At 34.9% G+C, this 18551-nt stretch carries 19 protein-coding genes; 17 read left to right on the top strand and 2 right to left on the bottom strand.

Annotation, left to right across the window (positions count from 1 at the left end):
• Positions 1-23: 23 nt before the first annotated feature.
• Both RUH95_RS15640 and RUH95_RS15635 read right to left on the bottom strand, forming a co-directional pair.
• Positions 24-1292, bottom strand: a complete 1269-nt coding sequence (locus RUH95_RS15640) for an ATP-binding protein (RefSeq protein WP_313893827.1) — start codon at positions 1290-1292, stop codon at positions 24-26.
• A gap of 67 nt (positions 1293-1359) precedes the next feature.
• Positions 1360-1719, bottom strand: coding sequence for a rhodanese-like domain-containing protein (locus RUH95_RS15635; protein WP_397469518.1), 360 nt, complete (start codon positions 1717-1719; stop codon positions 1360-1362).
• A gap of 125 nt (positions 1720-1844) precedes the next feature.
• Here RUH95_RS15635 and RUH95_RS15630 point away from each other — a divergent pair, with 125 nt between their 5' ends.
• The 17 genes from RUH95_RS15630 to RUH95_RS15550 form a co-directional block, all read left to right on the top strand.
• Positions 1845-2681 carry a lipoate--protein ligase family protein gene (locus tag RUH95_RS15630; RefSeq protein ID WP_313893825.1) on the top strand — a complete coding sequence of 279 codons (837 nt, stop codon included), beginning with the start codon at positions 1845-1847 and terminating at the stop codon, positions 2679-2681.
• Between the two features lie 161 nt (positions 2682-2842).
• Entirely contained in the window at positions 2843-5410 is a 2568-nt protein-coding gene (locus RUH95_RS15625; RefSeq protein WP_397469516.1) for a vitamin B12-dependent ribonucleotide reductase, read from the top strand.
• 114 nt (positions 5411-5524) lie between these two features.
• Positions 5525-5953, top strand: coding sequence for a hypothetical protein (locus RUH95_RS15620; RefSeq protein ID WP_313893824.1), 429 nt, complete (start codon positions 5525-5527; stop codon positions 5951-5953).
• A gap of 70 nt (positions 5954-6023) precedes the next feature.
• Positions 6024-7088 (top strand): M24 family metallopeptidase, encoded by a 1065-nt coding sequence (locus tag RUH95_RS15615; protein WP_313893823.1) that lies wholly within the window; start codon positions 6024-6026, stop codon positions 7086-7088.
• Between the two features lie 16 nt (positions 7089-7104).
• Positions 7105-7662: an elongation factor P gene (gene efp / locus RUH95_RS15610; protein WP_313893822.1), complete on the top strand. Its 558-nt coding sequence runs from the start codon at positions 7105-7107 to the stop codon at positions 7660-7662.
• Positions 7663-8033: 371 nt separating this feature from the next.
• Positions 8034-8243 (top strand): SpoIIIAC/SpoIIIAD family protein, encoded by a 210-nt coding sequence (locus tag RUH95_RS15605; protein WP_313893821.1) that lies wholly within the window; start codon positions 8034-8036, stop codon positions 8241-8243.
• A gap of 3 nt (positions 8244-8246) precedes the next feature.
• Positions 8247-8630 (top strand): hypothetical protein, encoded by a 384-nt coding sequence (locus tag RUH95_RS15600; RefSeq protein ID WP_313893820.1) that lies wholly within the window; start codon positions 8247-8249, stop codon positions 8628-8630.
• A gap of 22 nt (positions 8631-8652) precedes the next feature.
• Positions 8653-9555 carry a stage III sporulation protein AE gene (locus RUH95_RS15595; protein ID WP_313893819.1) on the top strand — a complete coding sequence of 301 codons (903 nt, stop codon included), beginning with the start codon at positions 8653-8655 and terminating at the stop codon, positions 9553-9555.
• A 369-nt stretch (positions 9556-9924) separates the two neighbouring features.
• Positions 9925-10188, top strand: a complete 264-nt coding sequence (locus RUH95_RS15590; RefSeq protein ID WP_313893818.1) for a hypothetical protein — start codon at positions 9925-9927, stop codon at positions 10186-10188.
• Positions 10189-10192: 4 nt separating this feature from the next.
• Positions 10193-10729, top strand: a complete 537-nt coding sequence (locus RUH95_RS15585) for a SpoIIIAH-like family protein (RefSeq protein WP_313893817.1) — start codon at positions 10193-10195, stop codon at positions 10727-10729.
• Positions 10730-10872: 143 nt separating this feature from the next.
• Positions 10873-11370 (top strand): acetyl-CoA carboxylase biotin carboxyl carrier protein, encoded by a 498-nt coding sequence (gene accB / locus RUH95_RS15580; RefSeq protein WP_313893816.1) that lies wholly within the window; start codon positions 10873-10875, stop codon positions 11368-11370.
• 16 nt (positions 11371-11386) lie between these two features.
• Entirely contained in the window at positions 11387-12736 is a 1350-nt protein-coding gene (gene accC, locus RUH95_RS15575; RefSeq protein ID WP_313893815.1) for an acetyl-CoA carboxylase biotin carboxylase subunit, read from the top strand.
• 15 nt (positions 12737-12751) lie between these two features.
• Complete coding sequence (locus RUH95_RS15570) at positions 12752-13147, top strand: Asp23/Gls24 family envelope stress response protein (protein ID WP_313893814.1); 396 nt, start codon at positions 12752-12754, stop codon at positions 13145-13147.
• A gap of 156 nt (positions 13148-13303) precedes the next feature.
• The gene (locus RUH95_RS15565; RefSeq protein ID WP_313893813.1) at positions 13304-14569 is read left to right on the top strand and encodes a M48 family metallopeptidase; all 1266 of its coding nucleotides are present in this window, start codon (positions 13304-13306) and stop codon (positions 14567-14569) included.
• Positions 14570-14891: 322 nt separating this feature from the next.
• Positions 14892-15143: a hypothetical protein gene (locus RUH95_RS15560; RefSeq protein WP_313893812.1), complete on the top strand. Its 252-nt coding sequence runs from the start codon at positions 14892-14894 to the stop codon at positions 15141-15143.
• A gap of 318 nt (positions 15144-15461) precedes the next feature.
• A complete protein-coding gene (locus RUH95_RS15555) occupies positions 15462-15671 on the top strand; it encodes a hypothetical protein (RefSeq protein WP_313893811.1) in 210 nt (69 codons plus the stop codon).
• Positions 15672-16374: 703 nt separating this feature from the next.
• The coding region (locus RUH95_RS15550; RefSeq protein WP_313893810.1) for a tetratricopeptide repeat protein at positions 16375-18551 on the top strand (2177 nt) is incomplete at its 3' end.

Raw genomic sequence — 18551 nt, 5'->3', positions numbered from 1 at the left:
ATGGATGTTTTAACTTTTCATTATTAAAACCCAATCGAATTATCGCCTTTTTCCCATTCATTTTTGATAGAGCGTTTATTTTGTGTGAGAAGCTCTTCAATTCGTTCTTCATAAGCGAGTTTTCCATCATAATGCCAGTTAAGTGCTACGGACATATATAGTTCATTTAATTGCGACATAGAAAGACCTTTTGAACGCTCGGCCATATTTGTAAATTGCTCGTCGGTAAAAATATGCTTAATGTCTAATTTACGCAAATATTGTTCTCTAACACTTTTGGTTGGAGAGGGGATCTCATATGCTCGGTCGAAACGTCCGGCACGATTAATAAGCGCAGGATCGATTTTTTCGGGGTAGTTTGTTGTACCAATGATAAATAACCCTTCCCGTGATTGAACGCCATCTAGTGTGTTTAAAAAGACCGATCTCGTGTATTCTGGCATGGAATCAATATCTTCTATAACAAGAATCGCTGGAGCGAGCCTGGTCACGATTCCGAACACCTCTTGAATAGAATGGCTTCCGGTAAATTCGGTTATTTGCCAATAAACAACAGGAGCTTTTGTAGAACCAGTAATAGACTTTACTAATGTTGTTTTTCCATTACCAGGTGAACCATAAAGTAATATCCCTCTTTTATATGGTAAACCATAATTTTTGAAGAAATAACCATCTTCTTTGAAAAATTCATCGATGGATCGAAAAATGTCTTTCTTGATACTATGTTCTAAAAATACATCATCTCGGTTAACAACAGCTTGTTCTCCGTAATTTCTCCGCTGCGGACCATTTTCTGTATCGACTAAATAGGTAATCGTTTGCATGAGTAGTTGTCTTAGTTTTTCATTAACATCATTTAAAAAAGTAATAGCCTTTTCTGGAGATGTAGAAAAAAGATGGTATTCTGGCCAGCTATGACCTGCTGAATAATTAAAAACAAATGTTAGTGCTACATCATATTCATTGAAGAAAATCAGTTTGTTTTCAAATGTTTCGGTAATTTCTAATTTGTTTTCTATAGCCATCTTTGCCTTGCTTATTATTTTCCCAAGTGGTTTTGTCTCGAAAATAAATGCAAGCACTTCATAAGCTAATAAATCTTTCTCCATCATTTCCAATAAATTCGTATCGAGCTGACCCATTGCTTCTCCAATATCTATATGCATCCATGTTCCAACTTTCCGAGCACCCAATCTTTCCATAATTCTTTTGGATACAAGTGCAAAATCTTCATAATTTGGGTGGATGTTTCTGAAATTTTCCGAGTGTGGAAATAATATATGCTCGCTCATCCTATACCTCCATAACAAGAATTGTTTAAAGAAAAAAGGCCCCTCTCAAAAGAAGAACCTTGATATATTATTTTGACTTAATCTTACCAGTCCAAGATTTGAAACCACCTTGAAGTTGATTTAACTCAGTATATCCTTTTTTCTTTAAAAACATTGCTGCACGAGAGCTTCTTGCGCCGCTTTGGCAATACAGATAAACGGGTTTATCTGGGCGAATCTCTTTGAAGCGTTGACGAAGCTGTGAGGATGGAATATTTCTAGATCCTAGAATATGGCCAGCATCAAATTCTTTTGGTTCTCTTACATCAATTAGTTGAGCTTTTCGATACCCTTCAATGAATTGCTCTTGTGTAAGATTCGTAACTGCCTTTTTTAGTCGCAATGCTTGAACAACAGCATAGACTACTAATGCAACAATTACTCCGATTAAAAAGTATAAAGTAGTAGACACGGTCTTTCCCCTTTCTATGTTTCCTTATTCATTATAAAAGATTAACTAGATACAATTCAATCTATTTGATAAAATGAATAGCATTGTAAGGGGGAAATTTGATGAAAAAGACAGAATGGTACTTTATTAATTCCGGGCCTTGTAGTCCATCTTATAATATGGCGTTAGATGAAGCGTTGCTTGACTGGCATAGTGAAGGGCTAATTCCACCAGTCGTTAGATTTTATGAATGGAACCCAGCAACTCTTTCAATAGGATATTTTCAATCTGTAGACAAAGAAATTGACATAGAAGCAGTTAAACGATTAGGATTAGGTTTTGTGCGCAGACCAACTGGAGGCAGAGGTGTGCTTCATGAGCACGAATTGACATATAGTGTAATCGTTTCTGAAGACTATCCAGATATGCCTGCAACTGTAACGGAAGCGTATCGTGTCATTAGCGAAGGGTTGCTGTTAGGTTTTCAACATCTAGGTTTAGACGCATATTTTTCAGTTCCCGATACAGAAGAAAAGAGAGCCGACTTGAAAAATCCAAAGTCAGCTGTTTGTTTTGATGCTCCGAGTTGGTATGAGCTTGTTGTGGAAGGTAGAAAAGTTGCAGGAAGTGCGCAAACAAGACAGAAAGGTGTCATTTTGCAGCACGGAGCTATTTTACTAGATTTAGATGAAGAGAAGCTACTCGCTACTTTTAAATTTGCTTCGGAAGCATTAAAAGAAAGAGTGAGAAAAAGCTTACCTCAAAAAGCTGTTGCAATTAATAAAATTATACAAAATCCTGTCACAATTGATGCATGTAAAATTGCCTTTAAAAAAGGATTTGAAGATGCGTTACATATTGAGCTAATCGATTACACATTAACAAATGAACAAGAAAAGTATGTAAAAGAGCTCGAAAAAAGACGTTATGCAAATGATGAATGGAATTTTAAAAAATAATATATAAAAACTTTTTTTTGGTAATTAAGTCTTATTGACGTTGATATGACTTGGATGAAGAAAAACAAGGGTATTTGCATAAATGAACAACATATAGTATTGTTTTAATAAATCGGAACACTATATATAGTGTTCTTTCATTATGAATATAGGGAGGCAAAATGATGGTATTAGCATCTCAAAAAACAAATGCAACCATTCAAGTTGAGCAATTAAACAATGATATTAAACAATTTCCACAAGTTCACCCAATTACAGCGGACATGAATTTAACACATAAAGGTGTTTCAAGACTTGTCATGATCGATCGTTATTCTTTTAAAGATACGGAAAAGAAAACACTAAAAGTAGGAGATTTTGTCGTTTTAACGGTAAAGGAAGATCCTAAGTTTCCGGCACGTGGTTTAGGTTATATTGTGTCACTTGATGAAACTACTAAAACTGCAGAAGTTTTAATTGAAGAGGATTATCGAAGTGCAATTGATAATAGTAGTGAGATAGAAACGGGAATCGTAAAACGTTCGATAAATGTTATTGAGAAACCATTAGAAGTGTTCTACGAGCAAATTGCTAAACGTAATGCAACTGGACTTGCTTCGGTTGAAAAAACTGAAGAAAAACGTGCAGAATGGTTCCAAAAATTTTATGATCAACTTGTTTCGTTAAAATTCATTCCGGCTGGACGAGTTATATACGGAGCAGGGGCAGGAACTGATGTAACGTATTTCAACTGTTACGTAATGCCATTTGTTGCGGATTCTCGTGAGGGAATTTCCGATCATCGTAAGCAAGTAATGGAAATAATGAGCCGCGGTGGTGGTGTTGGAACAAACGGTTCTGCACTTCGTCCACGCAACACATTAGCGCGTGGAGTAAATGGTAAATCTTCAGGTTCGGTATCATGGTTAGATGACATTGCGAAGCTTACACATCTTGTAGAACAAGGTGGATCAAGACGTGGAGCACAAATGATTATGCTAGCAGATTGGCATCCGGATATTGCAGAATTTATTATTTCGAAAATGCAAAATCCACGTATTTTACGATTCTTAATCGAAAATACAAACGATGAAACAATCAAGCAATTAGCGAAAGACAAACTAAAATTCAAACCTTTAACAGTGCAAGAAGAAGCAATGTACCAAGGAATTGTAAACTACAAAGCAATCCCTGGTTTAGGTGGATTTAGCAATGAAATTATTCGTGAAGCAGAAACAAAACTTCGTGATGGCGGGAACTATTCTGTTCACAACTCAGAGTTTTTAACTGGAGCGAATATTTCAGTTACACTTACAGACGATTTTATGAAAGCTGTTGAAGAAGATGCTGATTTTGATCTTCGTTTCCCAGCAATCGAAACTTATACACCAGAAGAAATGGCAGTCTATAACGAAAAATGGCATACAATTGGCGATGTTCGTGAATGGGAAGCAATGGGATATGCAGTTAGAACATACCGTACTGTAAAAGCAAAAGAGCTTTGGAATTTGGTAAATGTATGTGCTACTTATTCAGCAGAACCAGGAATTTTCTTTATTGATAATGCAAATGAAAAAACAAACGCAAAAGCATACGGACAAAAAGTTGTTGCGACAAACCCATGTGGCGAACAACCATTAGCGCCGTACTCAGTTTGTAACTTAGCTGCTGTCAATCTAGCAGAATTTGCTAACAAAGAAACGAAAACAGTAAACTATGAAGCTTTGAAAGAAACTGTTCGCGTTGGTGTACGCATGCAAGATAACGTTATTGATGCAACTCCTTATTTCTTAGAGGACAATAAAGTACAAGCACTAGGAGAAAGACGTGTTGGTCTAGGTGTAATGGGTCTAGCAGATCTACTTATATACTGTGAAAAAGAATACGGATCAGATGCAGGGAATGAACTTGTTGATGAAGTATTTAAAACAATTGCAACAACTGCATATGAAACTTCAGCTGAGCTTGCTATTGAACGCGGAAGCTTCCCGTTCTTAGTTGGGGCAACAGAAGAAGAAACAAATCGTCTTCGCAAAGCATTTACGGAAACAGGATTTATGTCATCTATGCCTGAAGAAATTAGACAATCAATACTAGAAAATGGTATTCGTAACTCTCATTTACTAACAGTTGCACCAACAGGTTCTACTGGAACAATGGTTGGTGTTGCGACAGGTTTAGAACCATATTACTCATTCACTTATTACAGAAGTGGACGTTTAGGTAAGTTCATCGAAGTAAAAGCAGATATCGTACAAGAATACTTGCAAGCAAACGAAAATGCAGATGAAGCAAACTTGCCAGAATGGTTTGTTACTGCAATGGAACTTGCACCAGAAGCACATGCGGATGTGCAATGTATTATTCAACGTTGGATAGATAGCTCTATTTCTAAAACAGTAAACGCACCACGTGGCTATACTGTTGAGCAAGTAGAAGGAGTTTACGAGCGTCTTTACCGCGGTGGGGCAAAGGGAGGTACGGTTTATGTTGATGGTAGCCGTGACTCACAAGTACTTACTTTAAAAGCGGAAGAAAACACGTTAGACGATCAAACCCATGAAGAAAAAGTAATGGAAAAACGACCAATCGTACTAATCGATACAATCCAAGATTTACGCTCTACGAATGTAAACATTGGATCTGAAGTAGGTAATACATGCCCAGTTTGTCGTAAAGGTACAGTAGAAGAACTAGGTGGCTGTAACTCTTGTACAAACTGTGGTGCCCAGCTTAAATGTGGTCTATAAGTAAATAAAAAATGCACGCGCTGAATAAATTCCATTCAGTCGTGTGCATTTTTGCATTTCTATGATTAATAATTCGATTCAAGTCCCAAACTGAGGAAAAAAGGGGACTTGAATATGAAGTTTAAAGGAATATCCTTGAGTACGAGTTTTGTAGCAGCATTAATTTTTAGTTTATTATTGAAATTGATGGACAAATTCCATTTTATTGAATGGAATCCCGTAGGTTTTTCAGATAAATTACACTTATTTAGTTCTAGCCATACAGTTGTAAAATGGGGGATATTATTTGTTGTAATTTGGTTTATTTGTATATTACTTTATTATATAAGTTTGATTTTTATGAAAGTACCTGTTTCCATAAGCAGTTTGGCATTAGGTATTCTACTTGCGTTTGTACTAGAATGGGTTATTTTAGATGAAAATTCTATGGCGAAATTAATCAAGCATGTATCGATTCCATTTATGTGTATCGTGATTATGTCGGTAAGATTTTTAATGGAATCTGCTATTTTTCAAGCCCAAGACCATCCTTTAAGTAAATGAAAATTTACCCGACACGTTTCCTATGATAAAATAAGGTGAATGTTTTATTCATAAAATGAGATGGGGTTAAATGATGAAACTTGAAAAATTACGTGCTTCATTAAAAGAGAAAAATGTGGATGCTTTACTCATTACAAATGGCTATAGCAGACGCTATATGACTGGGTTTACTGGTACTGCTGGTGTTGCGATTGTTTCTGAAAATGACGCAGTATTTATAACAGATTTTCGTTATACAGAGCAAGCAGCAAGTGAAATTACAGGCTACCGCATCGTAAAGCATACAAAAACGCTTGTAGAAGAAATTGGACAACAAGTAGCTGAAATGGGAATTAAAACGCTTGGTTTTGAAAAAGACAATGTTACGTATAGTGAATTTGAATTGTATGAAAAAGCAGTAGTAGCTAAATTAGTTCCAGTATCTGGTTTAGTGGAAAAGATTCGCTTGATTAAGACAGAAGAAGAGATTAATATTATAAAGTCTGCTTGTAGGATTGCAGATCAAGCATTTGAACATATAATTACATACATTAAACCAGGGCTGACAGAGTTAGAAGTGTCTAATGAGCTTGAGTTTTTCATGCGTAAACTTGGCGCAACATCATCTTCGTTCGATACGATCGTTGCTTCTGGTGTAAGATCTGCACTTCCACACGGTGTAGCATCTGAAAAAGTGATTGAAAATGGAGATTTCGTTACACTAGATTTTGGTGCCTATTTTAATGGATACATTTCTGATATGACTCGAACGGTTGCAGTTGGTGAGCCAAGTGAGCAACTAAAAGAGATTTATCAAGTAGTGCTAGATTCTCAACTACTTGCATTAGAAAAAGTAAAACCTGGAATGACAGGTAAAGAAGCAGATGCGATTGCGCGTGATTATATTGCTTCTAAAGGTTATGGAGAAGCTTTTGGGCATTCATTAGGGCATGGTATTGGTCTTGAAGTGCATGAAGGACCAGGATTATCTTTCCGTTCAGATATTACACTAGAACCAGGGATGATTATTACAATTGAACCAGGAATTTACTTGCCGAATATCGGTGGAGTTCGTATAGAAGATGATGCAATTGTAACTGAAAATGGACTTGAAAAGCTTACGCATTCTACAAAAGAATTATTAATATTAACTTAAATTTGGGGGAAAAAAGATGATTTCTGTAAATGATTTTAAAACAGGTTTAACAATAGTAGTAGATGGAGTACTTTACCGTGTACTTGATTTCCAACATGTAAAACCAGGCAAAGGCGCAGCATTCGTACGTTCGAAACTAAGAAACTTACGTAATGGTTCTGTTAATGAAAAAACGTTCCGTGCAGGAGAAAAAGTAGAAAAAGCACAAATTGATAATAAAAAAATGCAATACTTATACGCAAGTGGAGATCAATATATTTTCATGGATACGGAATCATATGAGCAACTTGAGTTAGGCGAAGCACAAATCGAGTATGAGTTAAAATTCCTAAAAGAAAATATGGAACTTCATATTTCTCAATACCAAGGTGAAACGATCGGGATCGAATTACCAAAAACAGTTATACTAGAAGTAACGGAAACAGAGCCAGGTATTAAAGGTGATACTTCAGGTGGCGGTTCAAAAACTGCACAACTTGAAACTGGTCTAAATGTTACTGTACCACTTTTCATTAATGTTGGAGATAAATTGGTTATTAATACAGATGAAGGCTCTTACGTTTCAAGAGCTTAATAGGCAAAAGTTATACGGCACACGTAATGGTCATTGAAAAATGACCTTTGCGTGTGCTTTTTTTGAGGATGGATATTGTTTCAAGCGGGCTGTGAAAATGAAAATCATGCAATTATGTCTCTCTTTAAAACTAAACCATTCCTTTTCGACTTGCTTAACATATAGTGCTTCTTAGTGAATAGCCACTATGTCTTCGCGCTTGCCGCACCTTGCATGAGCTAACTTGTGCAGCGCCCAAGTGGGTCTCATACTTCGGCTCATGTGGCCCGACGCGCTACGGCATGAAGTAAATCTCTATCTATACAGCTAAGTAATTACTCATATTTGTACAGCTACTTTCATATGCTCATAGTATGGAAGGGGGAGGCATTGTGGAATTTCACGATGTACTTCGAGTGGCTGGAATAGGATTGCTCATCGCAATTCTCCATCTGTTTTTTGAATCTACTGGGAAAAAGGAATTTGCTTTCTTTTTATTTTTTGTAGGGTACATTTACATGACGATTGAACTGCTGCGGCTACTGAAAGTGTTTTTTGTAGAAATTTCCACATTTCTAGAATGGCTATTAATGACGAGTTAACAAATGATAGTATACGTAACGATTATATTAGCCTTTAGCCTTCTAGAATTTGTGAAAGAAACATACCCAAAGCTGCATACTTCTATTTACACGATTTACCTCTTTTTGTTTTTATATTACATCGTTGCGACTTTCGTCATTCCTATTTCTACGCAATTTATCACAGCAGTTCCTACTCCTATACTTCCAGTTTTTAAACTACTCGTCTTCTCAGTTGTGATGCTTTTCGTTTCTCAAGTATTCGAAGAGCTTTTGCAGGATTATGAGTATACAAGCCTTGCGACGCTTATCACCTTTACGACAAAAGCAATCGTCCTGTTAATGTGGCTCGAGCATATGCGACCATTTTATGCTAAATTCTTTTCTATAATGGGATTACTTTCATGAAGGAATGAATCAAGTGGAAGAAATGATAAACACCTTATTATTACCAGTAAAAGAAGTGACACAAACATTTATCTATATCTTGCTGTTTGGTTTTACATTTCTTTGCTTAGAATGGTTCATTCCAAAAAGTAAGCGATTGTTTAATCTGTTATTCATTTATATCATCTGCTTTTTTTGTTTAGAGCCTGCCTATCGAGTGCTTGAAATGATACAAGCCTTGACTGCTCAATTAGTTACTTTGTTCTTAGGAATGTATCCATTACTCACTGCCGGAATTGCTTTGTCTGGCGGTGCATTATTAGTAACGTTATGGAATCCTGGAGTTGTTTTATTTGCCTCTTTTACAGCTTTTTTAGCAGAAAAGATTTTAATTCCTTCGATTATGGCAGCATTTATTTTTGATTTAATTAGTAGAATTCATCCTGCGACTTCTTTTTCACGGCTTTCGGATCTTATACGAATGACGTTAGTTGGAACTACTTCGATTATTCTTGTTATATATAGTTTTTTCATAACGGTTAATGGAGTTATTACATGGTCTGTTGGCGGTGCAGTGAGTGAGTCATTTAAACGATTAATTCAAAATAATATTCCGTTTGTCGGGTCTTTACTCACCGAAAGTATTAGTACGATGAAAAGTTATTCTTCCTCTATTTCTGTTGTGACAGGTAATTCTTTGCTCATTTCCGTGTTAGTTTTAGTTTCGATTCCAACAATACAAACTATTTTAATCGCCTTTTTATATCGTTTGCTTGGAGCATTGCTTCAGCCTTTTTTAGATTCTGAAGTGAGTGGCTTATTTGATGATATTGGCAAGTCTTTATTTGTATTATCGATTATTTCGGTTTTAATCGCATTTGCGTTTTTCTTTACGATTATTTTGGCGATGTTGTTTGCAAAACTTTTTGTAAGTATGAAAGGATAAGTTCAATTTTACAATCTATTATATATGGGATACTACTCATTGTTGTTATTGGGGAGCTATTTTCGATATTGCTAGGGCCAGAAGAGAAAGGGAGAACGGTATTTATCGTAAAAATAGCGATTATATTTTGGATTGTTTCGAATCTCTTCATATAATTAGTTTTTCGTGCATAAAGTATTATATCCATTATGAAAAGAAGGGTGAAACACTATTACGCAAAAATCAAAATCAACGTTTCGTTTTGTTGTAATAGGTGGAGCAGTTCTGTTCATAAGTTTACTTCTTTCGGGCCTAATCAATACGAAAAGTGATCAAAATCCAGTTCCTATTCAACAAGAAGGGCAGTCACCAAAAGGGCTTGCGGCTGTTTTGGAGAAAATAAGTGGAGTTGGACGTGTAGAGGTTTATTTTCATTATCGTAATGGCTCTGAGGAAACAACGGAGAGCGAGGTATCATTTTTCCAATGGACAAGTGAGAGCAAGGGGGACAAGGAGGAACTTATCGGTATATTAGTAGTTGCGGAAGGGGCGAAAGATAGGCGCATACAAAATAAACTAGTAACGACACTTTCATCTGTTTTGCAAATATCTCCACATCGTATTGTGATTGAAGAAATGGAACTGGAGGATTGATGAAATGAATATAAAAAAACGTTCTGTGTGGTTTTTAACATTAATTAGTTTAGTAGCTGTTATTACTGTTTTTTATGTGTCTGATAAGCCATCTCCTTTTGATGGACTCAAATTATTTTCGGATGAAACATTAGAAAATGTAGATCTAGTGGAAACTTCTGCTACAAACGAGAAATCCTTCGCTTCTGAAAATAATGCATTTGAAGAAATGAGAATGGAAGTTGAAAATAAACGCAGCTTGCTTCGTGAGCAGTTGACGACAAAAGTCGGTACAAATGATTTTACTGCAGATGAAAAAGCAGATTACTTCGCACAAATTCAAGAATTGACAAATGTAGATTCTGCGGAAGGAATGTTGGAGCTTATTATCAAATCAATTGGATATGATGATGCGTTTGTTCGAATTGATGATACTAAAGTACAGATTGATGTAGTAGCAAGTGAGTTATCTGCTCAACAAGCAAATGAAATTATTTACGCTGTTAAGCAAGAATGGCCAAAAGCATATGATGTAAGTGTAAAATTCACTGGACAACAATAGTACTATTGACTGACTAAAAAGTGCCGAATCGGCACTTTTTTTATTATTTCGGAAGATTTGCTTCAAATCTATTTCAAAATGCACTGAAAAAGTCTAAAATGATAAGGGTAAGTATTTTATATACACAAAGGGAGATATGTAACATGAAAATACAAGAAATAAGAGAAATTATAAAATTAATTGATCAATCTAGTTTAGATGAATTTTCGTACGAGTCTGAAGGAACGAAAATTAAATTGAAAAAAAATCATAGTGGATCTGTTTCTTCTGTAGAGAAACGTGTGGAAGCTCCTCCATTATTAATAGAAGAACCGAAAAGTGTAGAAGTAAAACAAGTGCCTGCTGTAGCCGTACAAGCAGAGGAAGTTGTTGCGCAATCAGAAGCGGTGGTAGATAGTTCTTTACATAAAATTACTTCTCCGATGGTTGGAACGTTCTACCAATCTTCTTCACCAGATGTGGCAGCTTATGTTCAAGTAGGAAGCAAAGTAACAGCAGATTCAATCGTTTGTATCGTAGAAGCGATGAAACTATTCAATGAAATTGAAGCAGAAGTTACCGGTGAAATCGTCGAAATTCTTGTTAAAGACGGACAATTAGTTGAGTATGGTCAACCTCTGTTCCTTGTTAAAGGAAACTAAGAAAGGAGCGAGGTTTATGAAAAAAGTATTAATAGCAAACCGCGGTGAAATCGCAGTACGTATTATTCGTGCGTGTAAAGAATTAAATATCGAAACGGTAGCTGTCTATTCAGAAGCTGATCGTGAAGCACTTCATGTACAAATTGCTGATGAGGCATATTGTATTGGACCAAGATTATCAAAGGACTCATACTTAAATTTTTCTAATATTATTAGTGTTGCAAAGCTTACTGGATGTGATGGCATTCACCCAGGTTACGGATTTTTAGCGGAAAATGCTAGTTTTGCCGAGCTTTGTGAGGAGTGTGCAATTGAATTTATCGGACCATCGTCTTCTGCGATTTCTAGCATGGGTACAAAAGACGTGGCGAGAGAAACAATGAGAAAAGCTGGAGTTCCAGTTGTACCTGGTTCTGTTGGCATTGTTGCAGATGCAACAGAAGGTTTGAAAATTGCACTTGAAATAGGATTCCCAGTTATTATTAAAGCGACTGCTGGTGGCGGTGGTAAAGGGATTCGTGTTGCAAGAGATGAAGAAGAACTTGTCAAAGGGATTCAAATTACACAAAAAGAAGCAGCCGCAGCATTTGGAAATCCTGGCGTTTACTTAGAGAAGTTTATTGAAGAATTTAGACATGTAGAAATTCAAGTACTAGCAGACGGACACGGTAACGCTGTTCACTTAGGTGAGCGTGATTGCTCGATTCAACGTAGAATGCAAAAGCTAGTAGAAGAAGCTCCTTCACCTGCTCTTTCAGAAGAGATTCGTACTGCAATGGGAGATGCAGCTGTAAAAGCAGCACTAGCTGTAAACTATAAGAGCGCAGGTACTGTAGAATTTATTTTTGATCATATCAATCAAAAGTTCTATTTCATGGAAATGAATACACGTATTCAAGTAGAGCATCCAGTAACTGAAATGGTTACGGGCATCGATTTGATCCAACAACAATTAAAAATTGCTGCAGGTCAAAGATTACCTTTTAAACAAGAAGATATTAAGATAAAAGGTTGGGCAATTGAATGCCGTATTAACGCTGAAAACCCGGTGAAAAACTTTATGCCATCACCAGGTAAAGTAGAAATGTACTTAGCTCCAGGTGGCTATGGTGTTCGTGTGGACTCAGCAATGTACCCAGGGTATAGTATTCCACCATTTTACGATTCAATGGTCGCAAAACTAATTACGTTCGGTGATACACGAGAAGAAGCTATTGCGAGGATGAGACGTGCACTTAGCGAATTCGTTATTGATGGTGTGGAAACAACTGTTTCATTCCATGAAAAATTAATGAACCATGAAGTATTTATTTCAGGAGATTTTGATACGAAATTTCTTGAAAAATATGATGTAATCAATTCATAAAAGGAGCGAAAAAATATGTCTGAAACAAACGAGCAAAAATTTGTTCAAATGACTCCTGAAGGAAAAGAATACCTAGGGACAATCGAAATTGCACCTGAGGTTATTACTGTAATCGCAGGTATTGCAACAACGGAAGTAGAAGGTATCGCTGGTACAAGAGGTAACTTTGCTGCTGGTGTTGTGGAGCGATTAGGGAAAAAAGTGCATGGCAAAGGTATCAAAACAGAAATTACAAAAGATGGTTTGTTTATCGATGTATATTGCCTAGTAAAATACGGAGCTTCCGTACCAACTGTTGCTAGAGAAGTACAATCACAAATCCGTCAAGCAATCGAAAACATGACAAGCTTAGTACCAAAAGAAGTAAATGTTCATATAACTGGTGTTCAATTCGAAACGGCAGGGGAATAATAAAACAGCTTGTAAGTGACGTATTGTCGCTTACAAGCTGTTTTTTTGTTTGGAGGGTTGCAACTAAAAGATAATGTATATTGAAAAAAATGGTTCTATCTATTTCTTTTTTGATTACACTTTATATAAGAGAGAATGAAATGAGGAGACGTGCAATTGGCGAAAAAATGGGTAATTACAGCTCTTTTAATGTTTGGAGTGTACGCTTTGCTGATGTATGTTTATATCTTCCACAGTGGGAGTGGGGGGATACCAAATGCTTTGAAAGGGACTGTTGCAGATCCGCAGCTTTTTATGTCTGAGCGAGAATTGTACTTGAGTGAGGAGTATTCAAAAATAAGGAACTTCCTCTTTTTTGTAGCAACACCGTTTGAATGGCTTGTCTATTTATTTATACTAATTACCGGCCTTTCTCAAGCGTTTGAACGATGGATGCCGTTGCGAAAAAAATGGTCCATTTTGCAAAATGCCGTGTATTTATTTTTACTATCACTTTTTATATTTTTCCTATTATTCCCATTAGACTATTATAGATATTCTTTAAGTAAAAAATATGGAATTAGTAACCAGGCATTTAATTCTTGGATGCGAGATAATGTCATTGAATTTTGGGTTAGCTTTGGAACGACTGTAGTAATTGTTACCGTTCTTTATTGGCTTATCAATAAAAGCCCGAAGAAATGGTGGCTAAATGCTTGGTTATTAATGATCCCATTCTCCATTTTTCTTATGTTTATCCAGCCGGTAGTCATCGACCCATTGTATAATGATTTCTATCCGTTAACAAATAAAGAACTAGAGACGGAAATTCTAACGCTTGCTGAGCAAGCGAATATTCCAACAGAGCATGTGTATGAAGTGAATATGGCGGAAAAGACAAATGCGCTAAATGCTTATGTGACGGGGATTGGGAGTAATGCAAGGATTGTATTATGGGACACTACTTTAAATCGCTTATCAGAAAATGAAATTCTCTTCATTATGGCTCATGAAATGGGGCATTATGTAGAGAAACATATATATTTCGGAATAGCTGGTTATATCCTAACTACGCTTGTTGGCCTTTGGTTAACAGCGAAACTAATGCCTTGGGTCATCACCCGTTACGGCCGTGTATTAAAAATAAAACGACTAAACGCTATCCATTCACTACCGTTATTTTTGCTAATAACTTCTTTTTTATTGTTTGTATCAAGCCCACTTTCTAATTACATTTCTAGGTATCAAGAAACGAGAGCAGACCAGTATGCAATAGAGTTAGTCGCTGACCGAGATGCTGCAGTAAGTACTTTTCAAGAACTTACGAAGGCAGGATTAAGTGAAGTGAATCCTCCACTGCTCGTAAAATGGTTTCGCTATTCTCATCCGCCCATGTTAGAAAGGATAAATAAAGTTGCTAATGAAATAGAAACAAAAGAGTAAGATATCCGTGACAATGTAAAAGACTTGCCCTAATAAGGTAAGTCTTTTAAGTATTCTTAAATAGTAAAAATGTAATATTAGGCTTCTATTTTAGACATATGGACACCTTTAATACGCAGGGTAAATCAAAAGATTTAGGTAATGATACCGTTGTGAAAACAAAGGATTTTAAAAAATGAAGTTAAACTACAAGACAAGTACTCAAGCTCAATCAGGCAGCACAAATTGGAAAGCTTTGCAGAATGATTTTGATTGGCTTTCGAAAGAGGTAATAGACGGGAGGTAAGGGAAAACTACATTTGTACCAGGATGGCTTAATGCTGTGGAACGCTACAGTCAGATTGTTCGGTTAGGAATAGGTAAAGGAAGTAAACCAGTTATTGCTCACAAGAAAATTGATTATTTCCCTTTTCTAAATAACAAAGGTGAGTTTACACGGGATGTATTCTACATGTATTCTGTTGCTACTTATCAAGAACTACACGTTAACACCCCAGGTTATGCAGATGGAAGTATTAAATGCATGTTTTTAGGAAGTGAAGAGGACAAGTTTCATATCGTAATATATTGGTGAAATTTATTGAGAACGTCCATCCGGGTGCTCTTTTTATGGAAGACTAGAAAACGTTGTGTAAGCTAGCTTTTTATATTTAGTAGAATACTAGTTTTTATAATAATAAGAGCAACTGCAAAAGTATATTTTATGCGATAATATTATATATACATATTTTTGGAGGTATTGGATTTTGAAAGTGATGATTTAAATGTTTATTTTACTTCTAGCCATTTCAACTGGTATTTTTTTTATCTTATTAATGGTTATAAAGTCGGATAAGACAATAGCGCGTAACATTGAAATTTTTGGATATTTATTATTAGTTGTATCATTAATATGGACCAGTATTTTAACAGTACCGAAGAAATGGAAAGAGGTAGTGAGTTCTTGATGCTAGAGGAGAAACTAAAAATTCTATGGCTATATGAAGGGGATAAAAAAGACTATTTAATCAATGGAGATATTGATGACTTGAATAATGATTATTTTAGTTTAACAAATTATCTTCATGGTCCAGTATTTGACAATGGATTTATTAGAGAGTAAGAATCTATTACTAATAAAATCCATTATGGTTTATTTGTTCTTTCGTCTTTGTTTATTGCAGTAGGTAGGATATCAGAAGTATTAAATGTTAATAAAAAACAAAAAAGATCAACAAATAAGAGGAATAACAAGAACTATAGGCGAAGAAACAATACTATTAATTTTATGAACTTTTAAACGTATTTGAACAATATTATGTCCCAGTAAGAAATTCAAAACTGTCGCCGTGAGGCAAACAATTCGGAATTGTTTGTGCCACAAGGATATTATTGTAATCGCTTTGTAAAGTATTTATTATATTTTATAGAAATACATCCTTTAATAACCAATACTTCAGTGCGATGAATTAAGTATACTTTTGGAGGATATAAAGCTGCTATCGAAATTAATAAAAGTAAGTCTACTCACTGTACTCACACTAAGGGATTGCTGTTTAAAATCCATTTGCAGCAGATGCAGTTGTGGTAAAACTGTATTAATAGTTGGACAAATCGGAAGAGTAACGATATTAGAAGATGTACCACTTGTAAAAATAGAAAGTGACGGTTCATTGTCTACTGTTCGTATGTTTAAAAAAAGGCGATGAATACCATGTTTACCAGTCCGAAGGTCAACACGGTGGTTTATACCGTGTAGGTGGGAGTAATTTAGTTTTTATGAAATATAATTAATGCCAGTGTTTTAATTTTGGGAGGTTTGTTTGATGGATAGGTTAAATAAATTTAAATTAGAATTTGAAGGTTTAATAACGCGATATGTTAAAGAGATAGATGCAACTGTTGAATTAAATGTAGAAGTATTCAATGAAGAGGATAAGCTAAGTCAACCAATTAAAAACGATAGAGGAGAGAAGCAAGGTTTTTTCTCAGAGGAGGAAAAAAGTTCAGTTACAGAGGATAGTGATGTTAATACAACTCTAGTTTATAACAACAGTCTAGAAGTACAATCAGAAAAAATATGTATTCTTATTAATTTTCATGGCTTTTCGGAGAATGTAATTAATTATTCCAATTTAGGTTCAAAAAAGAAGTATTCTATAATAAATTTCTTATTGGACACTATTTTAGAAAAGATAGATTCGAAAGAAACTACTGATTTAGCACAAATAATATATAAAATAGAAGAAATGAAGTCTGAAGATATAAGTCTTCAATTAACATATGTAGTTAATAAGTTTTTTGAAGAATTGGTATTAGATATTTATACAGGTGATAAAAATGAAGGTATTGAAAACTTTTTATCACTTAAGCATCTTGATATAGTATCCACTCTGAACTATGAGGGAGCAAAGGTTAATGCAAAATTAATTATAATTGATGAAGATTATAAAGAGGCGTATATTAATTTTATTGTTAAACTACACACACCTATTTCTTATTCATCATACGGAAAAGTAAGGAAATTGCTGGAGCTTTCAGGGGAAGGCATTTTTGTAATAGGAGACCATAAACTAATTTATGGTTTAGGTAGATTGAAAAATTATAGTGATGCAAAACGAAGTAAAATTGAAGAAAGAATTATAATAATAGATTTTCTAAGTGCTTGGAATTATAAGATTAGCTCACTTGAATTTGTTCATGAATCTATAACCTCAGCATCTAAAGAGGTTGAAGATTTAAGATGGTCTTATAAACAAAGAATGATTATTGGATTTAAGCATAAAAATTTGTTCTTAATGGATAGTGAATTTCCAGAAAAAAAATTAAAACGATTATTAAGAAAAACCTTTAATAATTATTTTATAAAGAAAGAGATAGAACCACAGGTGTCAACCTCTTTTGTGCAAAATATAATTGAAATTGTAAAAACAGCTGCTGATCAGAAGAAGGGGACCATGGTAGTTGTTACAGAACCCGAGATTGCGCAAGAAGAAATTAAACGGTTGTCTGGTCAAGGTATTCAAATAGATACTTTGAATTTTTCACAAAAACGATTAAAAAATGAAATAGTTACACTGATTAATAGGTTAACGGGTATTGATGGGGCAATCTATTTAGATATAACAAGTAATTGTTATGCAATAGGGATGATTTTAGATGGAAAAGCAGTAGCGGAAAAAGGAAATAATTCTAGAGGAGCCAGATATAATTCAGCTATAAGATACCAAAACTTAGATGAATTAAAAAATAAGAGTGTAATAATTGTCATATCTGAAGATGGTATGGTTGATATTATCGGTGATGAAGAAAATGAATTTAAATTGAAAACCATAATAAAAGAAATTGAACTGATGATTGTTAATAAAGAACATCAAAATGCATTGAAAAGAATAGAAGAGTTAATAGACGAAGGTAGGGACTACTCAGAACTATATTATTTAAGATTCAAAATTTATTACGAATTAAAAGAATACGAAGATGCTCTTGAGGCACTAAAGATAGTCGAAAAGGACGCAGTCGAAAAGGATGTAATTGATTCTACACTTTATTTCATTTTGGCATTGTTAAATAGTAAACTTCAACGAAATGACGCAATAATCGCAAACTATACAAAAGCCATCGAAATAAATCCTGAATATGCTTTAGCATATAATAATCGAGGAATAGCCAATCAAAACTTTAAAAAATATGAAGAAGCCATAGCTGATTATACAAAAGCCATCGAAATAAATCCCGAATATGCTTTAGCATATAATAATCGCGGAAGTGCATATGGTAATTTGGATAAATATGAAGAAGCCATAGCTGATTATACAAAAGCCATCGAAATAAATCCCGAATATGCATCTGCATATAATAATCGAGGAATAGCCAATAAAAACTTAGAAAAATACGAAGAAGCAGTAGCTGATTATACAAAAGCCATCGAAATAAATCCCGCATATACATCTGCATATAATAATCGCGGAAATGTATATGGTAAATTGGAAAAGTATGAAGA

Source organism: Psychrobacillus sp., assembly GCF_032154225.1.
Classification (GTDB): Bacteria; Bacillota; Bacilli; order Bacillales_A; family Planococcaceae; genus Psychrobacillus.
This window is presented reverse-complemented; position numbering and strand designations above follow the sequence as displayed.

Excerpts from the sequence above, each read along its gene's own strand:
- RUH95_RS15640 (WP_313893827.1), bottom strand. The coding sequence starts at position 1,292 with ATGAGCGAGCATATATTATTTCCACACTCGGAAAATTTCAGAAACATC.
- RUH95_RS15630 (WP_313893825.1), top strand. The coding sequence starts at position 1,845 with ATGAAAAAGACAGAATGGTACTTTATTAATTCCGGGCCTTGTAGTCCA.
- RUH95_RS15625 (WP_397469516.1), top strand. The coding sequence starts at position 2,843 with ATGATGGTATTAGCATCTCAAAAAACAAATGCAACCATTCAAGTTGAG.
- RUH95_RS15620 (WP_313893824.1), top strand. The coding sequence starts at position 5,525 with ATGAAGTTTAAAGGAATATCCTTGAGTACGAGTTTTGTAGCAGCATTA.
- RUH95_RS15615 (WP_313893823.1), top strand. The coding sequence starts at position 6,024 with ATGATGAAACTTGAAAAATTACGTGCTTCATTAAAAGAGAAAAATGTG.
- efp (WP_313893822.1), top strand. The coding sequence starts at position 7,105 with ATGATTTCTGTAAATGATTTTAAAACAGGTTTAACAATAGTAGTAGAT.
- RUH95_RS15600 (WP_313893820.1), top strand. The coding sequence starts at position 8,247 with ATGATAGTATACGTAACGATTATATTAGCCTTTAGCCTTCTAGAATTT.
- RUH95_RS15595 (WP_313893819.1), top strand. The coding sequence starts at position 8,653 with ATGATAAACACCTTATTATTACCAGTAAAAGAAGTGACACAAACATTT.
- RUH95_RS15585 (WP_313893817.1), top strand. The coding sequence starts at position 10,193 with ATGAATATAAAAAAACGTTCTGTGTGGTTTTTAACATTAATTAGTTTA.
- accB (WP_313893816.1), top strand. The coding sequence starts at position 10,873 with ATGAAAATACAAGAAATAAGAGAAATTATAAAATTAATTGATCAATCT.
- accC (WP_313893815.1), top strand. The coding sequence starts at position 11,387 with ATGAAAAAAGTATTAATAGCAAACCGCGGTGAAATCGCAGTACGTATT.
- RUH95_RS15570 (WP_313893814.1), top strand. The coding sequence starts at position 12,752 with ATGTCTGAAACAAACGAGCAAAAATTTGTTCAAATGACTCCTGAAGGA.
- RUH95_RS15555 (WP_313893811.1), top strand. The coding sequence starts at position 15,462 with ATGGACCAGTATTTTAACAGTACCGAAGAAATGGAAAGAGGTAGTGAG.